The organism is Laspinema palackyanum D2c (assembly GCF_025370875.1).
Classification (GTDB): Bacteria; Cyanobacteriota; Cyanobacteriia; order Cyanobacteriales; family Laspinemataceae; genus Laspinema; species Laspinema palackyanum.
In genome coordinates, this window is the sequence record NZ_JAMXFD010000003.1 from 286,437 (window position 1) to 299,172 (window position 12,736).

10 protein-coding genes and 1 pseudogene are annotated in these 12,736 nt (G+C 45.5%); 6 read left to right on the plus strand and 5 right to left on the minus strand.

Translation table 11 applies throughout. From position 1 onward, the window contains the following. Positions 1–40 precede the first annotated feature (40 nt). The 3 genes and pseudogenes from vap15 to NG795_RS06390 form a co-directional block, all read right to left on the minus strand. Positions 41–298 (minus strand): type II toxin-antitoxin system VapB15 family antitoxin, encoded by a 258-nt coding sequence (gene vap15 / locus NG795_RS06380; protein WP_367287822.1) that lies wholly within the window; start codon positions 296–298, stop codon positions 41–43. A 69-nt stretch (positions 299–367) separates the two neighbouring features. Next, positions 368–2,269: pseudogene (locus NG795_RS06385) on the minus strand (NACHT domain-containing protein); the annotation flags it as partial. A gap of 578 nt (positions 2,270–2,847) precedes the next feature. Next, positions 2,848–3,297 (minus strand): hypothetical protein, encoded by a 450-nt coding sequence (locus NG795_RS06390; RefSeq protein ID WP_367287824.1) that lies wholly within the window; start codon positions 3,295–3,297, stop codon positions 2,848–2,850. Positions 3,298–3,676: 379 nt separating this feature from the next. On the opposite strand from NG795_RS06390, the gene NG795_RS06395 reads away from it, so the two are divergent. The 3 genes from NG795_RS06395 (at position 3,677) to panB (ending at position 5,801) form a co-directional block, all read left to right on the plus strand. Beyond that, positions 3,677–3,907 carry a hypothetical protein gene (locus NG795_RS06395; protein WP_367287825.1) on the plus strand — a complete coding sequence of 77 codons (231 nt, stop codon included), beginning with the start codon at positions 3,677–3,679 and terminating at the stop codon, positions 3,905–3,907. Beyond that, entirely contained in the window at positions 3,894–4,268 is a 375-nt protein-coding gene (locus tag NG795_RS06400) for a type II toxin-antitoxin system VapC family toxin (protein WP_367287826.1), read from the plus strand. The genes NG795_RS06395 and NG795_RS06400 overlap by 14 nt, the downstream gene beginning before the upstream one ends. Positions 4,269–5,021: 753 nt before the next feature. Continuing rightward, on the plus strand, positions 5,022–5,801 hold the full coding sequence (gene panB / locus NG795_RS06405) for a 3-methyl-2-oxobutanoate hydroxymethyltransferase (protein ID WP_367287827.1): 780 nt from the start codon (positions 5,022–5,024) through the stop codon (positions 5,799–5,801). A 157-nt stretch (positions 5,802–5,958) separates the two neighbouring features. Here panB and NG795_RS06410 read toward each other — a convergent pair whose 3' ends face one another. Both NG795_RS06410 and NG795_RS06415 read right to left on the minus strand, forming a co-directional pair. Continuing rightward, positions 5,959–7,539 carry a CPBP family glutamic-type intramembrane protease gene (locus tag NG795_RS06410; RefSeq protein WP_367287828.1) on the minus strand — a complete coding sequence of 527 codons (1,581 nt, stop codon included), beginning with the start codon at positions 7,537–7,539 and terminating at the stop codon, positions 5,959–5,961. A gap of 517 nt (positions 7,540–8,056) precedes the next feature. Continuing rightward, a complete protein-coding gene (locus tag NG795_RS06415; protein WP_367287829.1) occupies positions 8,057–8,203 on the minus strand; it encodes a hypothetical protein in 147 nt (48 codons plus the stop codon). Between the two features lie 20 nt (positions 8,204–8,223). On the opposite strand from NG795_RS06415, the gene NG795_RS06420 reads away from it, so the two are divergent. The 3 genes from NG795_RS06420 (at position 8,224) to lpdA (ending at position 12,728) form a co-directional block, all read left to right on the plus strand. Next, on the plus strand, positions 8,224–9,582 hold the full coding sequence (locus tag NG795_RS06420; protein WP_367287910.1) for a histidine phosphatase family protein: 1,359 nt from the start codon (positions 8,224–8,226) through the stop codon (positions 9,580–9,582). A gap of 114 nt (positions 9,583–9,696) precedes the next feature. Beyond that, a complete protein-coding gene (locus tag NG795_RS06425; protein ID WP_367287830.1) occupies positions 9,697–11,004 on the plus strand; it encodes a dihydroorotase in 1,308 nt (435 codons plus the stop codon). Positions 11,005–11,297: 293 nt separating this feature from the next. Next, a complete protein-coding gene (gene lpdA / locus NG795_RS06430; protein ID WP_367287831.1) occupies positions 11,298–12,728 on the plus strand; it encodes a dihydrolipoyl dehydrogenase in 1,431 nt (476 codons plus the stop codon). Positions 12,729–12,736 lie beyond the last annotated feature (8 nt).

The following is a 12,736-nucleotide window of genomic DNA, read 5'->3' on the forward strand; positions in this document are numbered from 1 at the left end:
GGTTGATCCGATTATAGCCAAGTTTTCAGAAACCGGGGTTCTATGTATCTGGGGATGTACAAGAATGGCCGATTTGCTGGTCATAAATTTCTGTTCTGACGACTTCGACTTCTTGGGTGATTTCTTCTAAGGAGATTTCATCAGTCTTGAAAATTTCTAGAAGATGAGTCAGTTTGCTATCTAGCAATTCTTTGGATAACGCTTCACTGAGTTTTAATTTGTCAGCCTCTGGAAGTTGTTTGACTAGGCTCAAAACTTGTTCAAAGCTGAGGGAAAGTTGATATTGAGTTGGGTTCATGGTTTTATGGGGTTGATAATCCAGTAATTTTTTGACGGCGTATTAAGAAAGGATTTTCTTCGATGCGCTTTACTCTTTCTGGATTTCCAATTTGGCGAAGTGTTCTTGCACCAGACGATGGATGAAGCGGTAGCGGTTGCCGACTCTTTGCAGGATGAGGCGTTCTGTACAGTAGTCGAGGAAGCGGGTGATATTCCAGGGCATTTGACCTGTTAAGCCAAGGATCAGGCGAAATAGATAATATTTGATTAAGTCAAGCCCCCCAGCCCAAACAATTCCAACATAAAGCGAAAACATTAAGGGGGTCAAATGAGTCAAATTAGCTGGGGTCAAATTAGCTGCTGGTGGATATATCCAGGATAAAGTAAATTTAAGTAAAAATGTATAAGCGAAGCAAAATAAACTTGTGAAAATCATATTTAAAAATACCCTTGATACATAATAAATATTTTTTAAAAATAGAAAAATGGAGAGATAAAACCAAGATATTGGAAAGATTGAAACCCCCAGAAATAAAACCAAAAATATAATCATGAAAAACCCATCAGTCCCCGCAGATGTGGCAAAGGAGTAACCAAAGAAAAATAGTATGAATAGGATCTTAGACAGGAAAATAGAAAATTCTAAAGAATCTTGCTCTATCCTTTGCTCTCCAGTCCAGACCCATATCTCATCTAGGTTACTGGTAATAATTAAAGGCACCAATAAAACAACATAAATAGGTACAATAACTATGGCATAAAGAGTAATTAAAAATAGTCCTACTAATAGATGAGAAGCCACACTCAGGATACTTCTAATTATATTTAAAAATCCATAAAAATCCCAATACAAATTGTTGCTTACATTCAGCGTTTCATAAGACAAATAAATCAATAATAACAGACACGGAATCCAACAAATACATAATAAAAAAAATTCAAAAACTTCGGTTATTTCTTTGCCAAATATTAAATTAAAAATTTTTCTGGGAGAAAGAAAGTAAACTATAACACTTTCACTCTCATCTAAATATTTAGATAATAATGAAAGATAACTTTGAATGTTTAAGGCAGATGAGTACCGTTGATTGGTGGCATAAAATTTGAGCATCGTAACCTGATAAACACCGAGCAAATAATCGATCGCCCTCTCTTCAGTGTTGCAATTCCGCCACTCCTCAACATCAATCTGCTGATAAGCAAGACTTGTAACCGCCAAAAACAACGGTTGACGAATGAAATCGACAATCTTCTCCGAACCCTTGATACTCTCCCAAAATTCCCCTAAATTGACCGATGTAAAATAATGCCGAATTTGCTCATTTGTCAAATCCTCCAAGCAAATCGCCCCATTTAAGTGCAACATCTCCTCATAGACTTCATATTCCTCCTTGCGACTGCACACCACCAAATGTAACGGCGAAAACTCACTGCTTAAAAACTGATTAATTGCCTGGACACACTTCCTCTGACGTTCCGATCGCAATTCATCCAACCCATCCAACAACAGCACTAACTCCTTCTCCCGAAGCCACTGTTCCCCCATCTCCTGACTCACCCCCTTACTCATAAGCTGAGACAGAACCCACTCCTTAATCGAAGGGTCATATTTTTTCTGTTCCCAGACTTTGGGAAACTCCCGTTTTGTCACGTCCTGCCAACTCGAAAGCTCCAAAATCACCGGAATCGGGGCATCGCTATCCCCTTCTGCCCGCTCAATCAAGGCTTCCGCTAACTCTAATAAGGTCGTGGTTTTGCCGCCCCCCGGTTTGCCCAAAATCAGGAACTTGCCGGAAATTGTGGGATTATCAAACACATCCAGAATCGTCGTTTGGGCAGGTAACTGAACGCTGCGCTGTTCCCCCACCTTCACGGACATATCCCAAGGACGTTGCACCTGCTGGGGTTGCTGTTCCTTGCCCAAATTCAGCCGCAACGCCTCTCGGTGGATAGAGTGGGTTAAACGTGCTTGGACTTGAGTAGACATATCTTTCAAGACACTTTCGCGAGCAGCACGCCGAGCAGCTTGACGAGCATCAGGATCATTTAAACTATTACCAAATGCTGATGCAACTAGGATGGGTTGCTGAACCTTCCAGAAAGCTATTATTCCTGGTAGCAATGTTCCGGCTATAAACAAAAACAAAGACGCATAACCGGCTGCCTTGCTGAATTCACTTGGCACATGACCATCTTTGATCAACAAGAAAAGGATAATACTACCAAGAGCAGGAAGTAACCCAAGTATCCACATTGAAGAGACGCTAGTCGTTTCCGAACTGTTCTGAGATTCACTGGGTTGAGAACTAAAAAAAACAATTCCCAATACAGAACAGAGTGTTAGACCAATAATTATTTCTGACGGAACCCCTAAGTCATATTTATCTGGCAGTTGGTTAATCCCCCAACACATGATGCCATTGAGTGTTGTGGTCATTAGGACAGGCAGGGAGGGTATGATTTTTCTCATAACTACTTAGAGCAGCTTATAGAATTGAATTGAGTCTGGCATAACGCCCTACAGGTTAGTTTTTTACTAAATCCCTCGGTATTTATTACCTTTATAACTCAGAAATCCTCTGGGGTGAGTTGGTATTCTTCCGGGGTGAGAAATTGGTCGAGTTTGGCTTCTCGCAGTTCGGGGTAACGTTGCGGGGTGAGTTCCTGTTGGGCGATGTGCAGCCAGTTATCCTTGGCTTGGGCAGCAATTTTTTCTAAATATTGGCGGGTTTTGCCGGGGTGTTGTTTGGCGGCGAGGGTGATGACGGCGGCTATGGCTTTTCCCACGGCTTTGGTTAAATCCTGATTTTCTAGGGAGACTCCCCCCTCTCTTCCATCGAGTAACGCATCAATGACATTGGCAGTATTGCCCGCAGCCACACTCCCTAGGGCAGTTGCCAAGACTGTCCCCCAAACAATCCCTTCTCCGGCGAGTAAGGGGGGAAATGCCACGCCACCCAAGACGCAGCTACCACCGACGATTAATTTTACGAGCGATCGCCCTACATCCATAGTCATCTCCTCAACCCTGTGATTATTCTAAGGGAATTTTGGTCATTGATGATTCTGGCGCACTCGTGTTGAACGTAGCTGGAGTCAGGATAAAAATTCCAGTTGCTCAGGCCCCTTTATTCCCTCTGGAACTAGAGCAAACCTCAACCCGTTATCGACAGTAATGATCCGGATTCCGGTCAACCTAAGCGGGTGGAAGCAACCCCTAGCGATCGCATTGCCCCTATCCTCTCCCTCACACAACTCCGGCTGTTTTTAGCAGAGGGACGAGGTAATGCCTTATGCTGAATCAGGTGAGGGTGGCGATCGGCCCCGAGCCATTCCTCCGGTATGCTGAGTTAAACCCTTATCTCCTTTTGACATCATTAATGGAGTGGCTTAATTGATGGAAGTTATCCGCACAGTACAAACCGTGAAAAATGGTCAGATTGTATTAGACCTGCCTCCCGAACTTTCCGGGCAACAGGTCGAGATTGTTGTGTTCACGAAAAAACCTAATCCGGTTCAAAGAAAAAGCTTAAAAGGCGTCTTACAAAGTTATGCTAAACCGGATTTAATCTCTTTAGAATCTACTGCTTGGGAAAATGCAACGGGGGAAAAGTATGCCGATCGCTGATGCAAATATTATTCTTCGCTACATCCTGAATGACCATGAAATATTATCAGCCAAAGCAGCGGAGATTATTGAAAATAATAGGGTAAGTTTACCGATTGAAGTGGCTTGCGAGGTGGTATTTGTTCTTCAAAAAGTTTATCAGGTTGAAAGAGAGAAAATTCAAGAAGCATTAAGTCACTTAATTGAAGAGGATTTAGTGGGGCTGGAAAAGCCTGAATTATTGCTCCAAGCTTTAGAGGTGTATAGTCAAACAAAGTTTGATTTTGTAGAGTGTCTTTTAGTGTCATATTGTAAAGTTTATCAAGAATCTATTTTTACTTTTGATAAAAAATTAGAAAATCATCTTAACAGAGGTACTTAATTATAGAACTTTTGCTGCGATATGAGAATTAAAATAATCGGGACGTTGAATGTGGGAGAAAAATTTATGAGCATTGGGACTTGGGTAAAATTTGCTAATCCCAGGGGAATTTCAACGATTTCAGGCATCACCCAGTTAGCCTCAGTTTGTGCTTGCGGTTATTCTATTCTAATTGCCAGAACAGGCACAAGCAACAACCGGCGAGGATTTTAAGGTCCCTCTAGCAGTGTCGGTTTTGGATTGATAAGTTAGACTGATAGTATTACGGTTGACCTATTCAATGATTCAACCCTTTCCCAGTTTTTGCCCTAAATTCAATAGCCATATTACCAACGAAGTGACAAGGGTTCCAGGCATTTTTTGATAATCTGCCAAATTATGGTAAGGTGTATTTTCAGTGGAGCAGTTTGCTTTGTTCCTAAAGTTGCTGGATTTTGCGACAATTTTTTACCGCTAACCCTGATGATACCGTTGTCGGTGGGGCCAACTTTTAGGTCCGATCGCCTCCAACATCTCCTCATCTCTCACCAATTTTTTTCACCCCCCAAACACCGCCTCTTGACAAATAACCCAACTTGTGTAATCTTCCTGGCAGTTAGGTTAGGAGTTGCTGGGATTCTAGGGATAGGGGGAATCACCGATCGCTGCTGGGTATCTGATAAGATTGGAAAGGCAATCCCTCTCTATATTAATGATGTGACTGCCGCTTACTAACCTTGTCAGTGGATTGTCAGGACTTTAATTTACCCAGCTATGCCCATCACCCCTCAACAATTAATCGAAAGAAAACAACAAGGAATTGCGATCGTGGCGCTGACGGCTTATGATTATGTCTCGGCGAAATTGCTCGATCGCGCTGGGGTAGATTTGCTGTTAGTTGGCGATTCGTTAGGGATGGTGGTGTTGGGATATGAAACCACTCTGCCGTTGACGTTAGATGAGATGATTCATCATGCGAAAGCGGTGCGACGGGGTATCGAAAAAGCTTTGATGGTGGTGGATTTACCGTTTTTAACTTATCAAGAAAGTCCCCAACAGGCGATGCATTCTGCGGGAAGAATTTTGAAGGAAACGGGTGCTCAGGCGGTGAAGTTGGAGGGGGGGTATCCGGAAATTGCGGAAACGGTGCGGCGATTGGTGTTGGCAGGAATTCCGGTGTTGGGTCATGTGGGGTTAACGCCGCAATCGGTGCATCAGTTAGGCTATCGGAAGCAGGGGAAAACTCCGGAAACGGGCGATCGCATTTTGAAGGAGGCAGTCGCTTTGCAGGATGCGGGTGCATTTGCGGTGGTTTTGGAGCATATTCCGAGTCAATTAGCCGCAGACATTTCTAAAACTTTGGTGATTCCGACGATTGGCATTGGTGCCGGGGTGCATTGTGATGGACAGGTTTTGGTGACTCATGATTTGTTGGGTCTGACTGAGCGAGTACCGCCTTTTGCAAAACGCTACGCCAATTTGCAGGAGACGATTACTCATGCGGTACAGGCTTATGGGGAGGAGGTTCGCGATCGCCGTTTTCCCCCGGGTTAAAACTTGTGACATTAGGACAAGAAACCGGGTTTCTGCTCCAAATTGGTTGAAAATTGGCAGAAATTTGGACAAGAAACCCGGTTTCTAAACCTTATTTTATCCACAGTTCTAATATATTACAGGTTGACAACCGAGGATTGCCCATGAGGTTTGGTGTCTAACTGCCGCCACTGCCGAGAACGAACAGACTAAAGAGTGTGCCGCTATTCCAAAGGCTGTGGAGGAGGATGGAGGAGAGGAGATTGCGCGATCGCGTATAGACGAATCCCAAGACCATTCCCAAGGTTGCCAGTGGTAGGACTTCGGAGAGGTTGAGATGCGCTAAGGCAAATAATAAACTGCTGAGGACGATCGCATTGGTAACGGAGAAATAACGAGTTAGGGAGGGTAAGAGAAATCCGCGAAACATGATTTCTTCAAAAATAGGCGCTGCCACAGAAGCGGTGATGAAAAAGATTGTTAGCGCTACGGTATCTCGGTTTTCTAAAGCGATGGATAAAATGGGGTTGCTGCCACCGCGTCCCTGCCAAAATTGTTGGTTAATGATGGAGATGAGAATGACTAAAGGTAAGGCAACGAAATAACCGCCAAGTCCCCAAGAAATCCAGGTTCCTTGTAGGACATTAAAGCGAAACCAGTCTTTCGCCAGGGGGAAGAAGGAACGGATGGAGAAAAAGAGGACTAATAGTCCACCAATGGCGATCGCGATATAAGTTGCCAAGATATAGAAGGCACGACTGCGAACATCTAGCATGGCAGATTGGACGCCGAAGAGTTGAACAACGATGGGGACTAAAACTTGTCCGAGGAAGAAGAATCCGACAATGAAAACTTGCCAGATGGTTTCCCAATCCCAAGGGGTTTCCCAAGTGCGATCGCCATTTTGAACCAAGAGGGAATCTTGGCGTTTCAGGACCCATTGAATCCCGAGAAAGATGAGTAAACCGACGCCGACAACAAATCCGAATGCGGGAATGCCGGTAACTGTTGCCAACTTTCCGAGGGATTCTGCTGCTATTTCTTGTTCTTCCAGATTCAGGCGAGTTAATGCTTCATTTCTCTCCTGGATTTGATAAAGTTTTTGTAAAGCTTGATAGCGAAACCATCCGTCTAAATTTTGGTTAATCAGTTCTTCGGTATTCGAGACAGAAGTGGGTGACTCTTTCCAGAGGAATAACAGAATTTGCGCTGTATTTGAGGTGGGTTGAAGATGAGGACTAGAACGTGCCGTTAAGGGAGTCCAAGTTTCTATGGCTTGGTCTATATTACCTTGATTTGCTTGTAAAATTCCCAATCTTAACAGGAGTTCATCTCTCAGGGATTCCTGAGTTGAAATTTGCTCTTTGATTTTGAGTTCCGCCAGTTCAGGGGGATTGACGCCTTCAATCAGAGGCGGATTGGAAGATTCCTCCGGTGGGAGGATGACCGTTGAGGAGAGACGACTGCGTTGGGTGGCGATCGCTTCTTCCGTGGAGGTGACTGCTTCTTGATACTGTTTCAATGCTGCCGCTAAAGGTTCTTCTCCCGCCAAAGCCTGCACAATTTGCAGTGCCGGATCATTGTCAGACTCGCCTTGGTACTCTGCCACATGAAGCAGCAGATTGGTTTGATAAAGTTCCAGACGGCTTTGAACCTGGGGTTGATTGAAACTTTGCACCAAGGATGTTCCGACTAGGAAAACTGCTAGCAGGGTTAGTGCGGTTAAAACCACTCGTTTGATTAGCTTGATTGCATCCATTGTCTGTTTTTGCTTCCTCTGGATCCGGTAAGGTTTAATTAAGATTCGATAGTCACTCTGTTGCCAGTTTACCTTGGATCGGAGTCTAAACGTCTGGCTGTCTGGGAAATGGATAAGAGGTGAACAGGAATTACGCATATTTGGAAAAATCACCTAAATCATGTAGAGGCGATTCGCGAATCGCCTCTACATTCGGAGTCTAAACGTCTGGCTGTTTGGAAAAGGGATAAGAATTGAACAGACATTACGCATATTTTGAGCATCAAATCTCAATGTAGAGGCGATTCGCGAATCGCCTCTACATTGGGATTTGATATTGAATTTTGTAGAATTAAGGCTATATTAATCATTGAAATGACTGGAGTTAATTTAATTTAAAATTAGCCGTTTTGCCTGAAACATTTATTGATAAAAACTGGTATATTTAAAGATATTCAAAAAGTGAATCATCAAAGATTACGGGTCAGTTAGAGAATAAACTTTTGGCCTAATTCCGAAAGAAATGCCCCCAACAGCCTTAAATCAGGGGTCTGGTTGAGAGGGAGGGAATAGGCGTCAAGGGGAGAATAAAATTGCGATCGCCTGGTTTAACTGGATACCGATAAGCGGTAAAATGCGATCGATTCTGCCCCTGCGCTTCACTCGCCTTGGGAGTCTGCACCATTTCTGTTGGAGGATAGAACCCTGACTACTCGCGTAATTATTGTCCGTCATGGTCAAAGCACGTTTAACAAAGAACGGCGAATCCAAGGTCGCCTTGATCAATCCGTCCTCACCGAAAAGGGTCGCGAGACGGCGAGTCAAGTTGCGGCAGCCCTCAGTGGCATTTCCTTTGATGCCGTCTACTGTAGTCCCCTGAAACGGGCGAAAGAAACCGCCGAGGCGATCGTTGCTGATTTGGCGGGAGACTCCAAACCCCCCGCACCCCAACCCAACGATAAACTCATGGAAGTGGACTTGCGGTTGTGGGAAGGGATGCTCAGAGAAGAGGTCCAGCAGAAGTTTGCCGAAGATTATCGCTGTTGGCAAGAAAGACCCCATGAATTTTCGATGAATGTTCCCACAGAAACCGGAACTGTGGAACATTTTCCGGTTTTAGCACTGCATGAACAGGCGAAAGAATTCTGGGAGGAAGTCTTATCTCGCCATCCCAATCAAACGATTTTAGTCGTGGGTCATAATGGAATTAATCGCTGTTTGTTGAGTACCGCCTTGGGAATTTCTCCCGAACGGTATCATTCGATTCAACAGTCCAATTGTGGGATTAGTATCCTAAATTTTGGAACCCCAAAACCCTCCTCAAAAGGAAAACTCCCCGTCCAACTCGAATCGATGAATTTAACGAGTCATGTTGGGGAAAAAATGCCCAAACCCAGACCTGGACATATTGGACCCCGACTGTTATTAGTTCGACATGGGGAAACCGAGTGGAACCGGCAACAGCGTTTCCAGGGTCAAATTGATGTTCCTCTGAATGATAATGGTAGAGACCAGTCTAAATGTGCCGCTGACTATTTGCAAGATGTGCAAATCGATTTTGCTGTGAGTAGTTCCATGTTGCGTCCCAAAGAAACAGCGGAAATTATCTTGCAAAACCATCCCAACGTTGAATTAAAAGTGGATGATTTGTTGCGAGAAATCAGTCATGGACTTTGGGAAGGAAAGTTTGAATCCGAAATCGAAACCGACTTTCCCGGAATGTTAGACCAATGGAAAGATAACCCGGAATCGGTGCAGATGCCGGAAGGGGAAAATTTGGAACAGGTGTGGGAACGGAGTATTCAGGCATGGAATGCGATCGTCAAAGCTGCTAAACCTGGAACAACGGGATTAGTCGTTGCTCATGATGCGATTAATAAAGCGCTGTTATGCCATTTCTTTGGTCTGGGTCCTGAGCATTTTTGGAACTTTAAACAAGGGAATGGTGCAATTACAGTGATTGACTACACCCTAGGACCGGATCACCCGCCAGTGTTAGAAGCGATTAATATTACGACGCACTTTGGTGGAATTTTGGACAAGACAGCGGCAGGTGCATTGTAATCCTAAAACTTGGATTAAATTTGGACCAATCTAGGGTTTTCAATCCCTCCCCAATGCACCGGGGAGGGAACAGGAGAGGAAAAGATTGATAGTGTTTGCTGTTGAGTGTTGACTGTGAATGAACTGCTGCAACAAGTTCGGATAATTAACCCGGTTTCGGGAGAGGATACGATCGCCGATGTGTGGATTGCCAACGGTGCGATCGCGCAAATAGCGCCAGAAATTGCTGACTGGGGGAGTGATACTCAAGTACGGAATTGCCAGGGATTAATCTTAGGTCCCGGTTTAGTGGATCTGTATAGTCACAGTGGCGAACCCGGATTTGAGGAACGCGAAACCTTAACTTCATTGATGCAATCGGCAAGAAGTGGAGGCTTTACTCAGGTGGCAATTTTGCCAGATACTCATCCACCCGTAGACAATCCTGGGGGATTAGCATTTTTGCAACAAAAAGTCCAAGGGATTAAAACCTTGAATGACTTGTTGCCTCTCCCCACTCCTTCTCTGCCAAATCTGCATTTTTGGGGTGCATTAACCCTGGGGGTGAAGGGAGAACAAATGACAGAATTAGCCGAATTAGAGGCATCTGGCATTGTGGGATTTGCCGATGGTCAACCCATTGCTGATTTAGCACTGCTGAGGCGGATTCTGGAATATTTGCAACCCTTGGGTAAACCTGTGGCACTGTGGGCTTGTAGTCGTAAGTTAGCAGGAGATGGGGTAGTGCGGGAAGGGACTGCCTCGATTCGCTTGGGATTGCCAGGGAATCCAGCGATCGCAGAAACCTCGGCATTAGCAGCATTGCTGGAAATTGTTGCAGCAACGGGAACGCCGGTTCATATCATGCGGGTATCTACCCAACGCGGTGTGCAACTGATTGAATCTGCCAAGGCGCAAGGATTACCCATCACTGCGAGTACCTCCTGGATGCACTTGCTGGTGAATGCTGCACAGATTAACAATCCAGAGATTTTTACTCCCTACTGTCCCAGTCTGCACTTAGAACCGCCTATTGGGAATCCCCAGGACCAACAGGCATTGATTGCCGGAGTCAAATCTGGGGTGATTGATGCGATCGCCGTTGATCATACCCCTTACAGCTACGAAGAAAAAACCGTCGCCTTTGCCGAATCCCCTCCCGGTGCGATCGGACTAGAATTGGCATTACCGTTATTGTGGCAGCATTTAGTAACCACAGAGAAGTTATCGCCGGTGGAATTATGGCGGGGGTTGAGTAGCAATCCTGCCAAATGCCTGCAACAAACCCCAGTGGCGATCGCACCCGGTACAGCGGCAGACTTAACTTTATTTGACCCTCAACAGTCTTGGCGGGTTACGGGAGAGAGTCTGAAATCCCTGTCAAGTAACACCCCTTGGTTAGAACGAGAGATTACAGGACGGGTGGTGGAGATTTGGTGTTAGGGGAGAGGCGGGAGATGGGGAGGAAAGCACCATTCTCAACTCCGGCGGGGGTTCAAACCCCCGCCTCATAGCTAAAGTCGGTTAAAAACCGACTAAAAAACCCACGGGATAAGACTTTCAGTCGGTTTCAACCGACTTAAGTTGTTAGGCGGGGGATTTATCCCCCGCCGGTTGGTGCCACGGGTCCAAGATGTCAGTATTACAAACTTTCCCATCTCCCCAAAATCTTGCCTCATATCCCCCCGCCATTTAACAATGAGAACAATCAACAACGCGGATCAGGAGAAATTTCGGTGAGTCAAGGATTTGATTACGATTTAGTGATTATTGGCGCAGGAGTGGGGGGACATGGTGCCGCCTTACACGCCGTAAAATGTGGCCTAAAAACGGCGATCGTCGAAGCTGGGGTGATGGGAGGCACCTGCGTCAATCGTGGCTGTATTCCCTCAAAAGCCCTGCTTGCAGCCTCGGGACGAGTGCGAGAGTTGCGGGATGCTCATCACTTGAAGACCCTCGGCATCCAACTCGGTGGCATCTCCTTCGATCGCGAAACCATCGCCAATCATGCCGATAATACCGTTTCTAAATTGCGTGGCGAATTGGTCAATAGTCTCAAACGCCTGAATGTGGATGTGATTGAAGGGTGGGGAAAACTCGCCGGAAATCAAAAAGTTGTCGTCGAAACCGCTAACGGTGAAAAGACAATTACGGCTAAAGATATCATGTTAGCACCCGGTTCCGTGCCTTGGGTTCCCCCTGGGATTGAAGTCGATGGCAAAACCGTTTTTACCAGTGATCATGCGATTAAATTGGACTGGTTACCCCAATGGATTGCCATTATTGGCAGTGGTTATATCGGGTTAGAATTTGCTGATATTTACACTGCCTTGGGTTCGGAAGTCACCATGATTGAAGCGTTGGATAGACTGATGCCAACCTTCGATCCGGATATTGCCAAACAAGCGCAACGAGTGTTAATTGCACCTCGGGACATTGAAACTCGCGTGGGAGTTTTAGCGGCAAAAGTCACTCCCGGTGCTCCGGTGGTGATTGAATTAATGGACCCCAAAACTAAGGAAGTTGTAGAAGTCTTAGAAGTGGATGCCTGTTTAGTGGCAACGGGACGAATTCCGGCGACTAAAAACTTAGGATTGGAATCCGTGGGTGCAGAAACCGATCGCCGAGGGTTCCTGCCGGTGAATGATGCGATGCAATTGTTAGCTGGGGGTGAACCTGTTCCTCATGTTTGGGCGATCGGCGATGCAATGGGTAAAATGATGTTGGCACACGCTGCATCTGCACAAGGGGTTGCCGTGATTGAAAATATTTGTGGACGTCCACGAACCATTGATTATCGGAGTATTCCTGCTGCTGCCTTTACCCATCCCGAAATGAGTTTTGTGGGATTAACCGAACCCGCTGCCGAAGAATTAGGCAAAGAAGAGGGATTTGAAGTTGCCGCAGTGCGGACTTATTTCAAAGGTAATTCCAAGGCGATCGCCGAGGGAGAAACCGATGGGATTGCTAAAGTCATTTATCGCAAAGATACCGGAGAAATTCTCGGCGTCCATATTTTTGGCTATCATGCCGCTGATTTAATTCAAGAAGCTGCCAATGCGATCGCCAATCGTGAATCCGTCAATGAATTAGCCTTTAGCGTCCATACCCACCCCACTCTTTCCGAAGTCCTGGATGAAGCCTATAAACGCGCTGCCACCGTGTAACCCTTCAC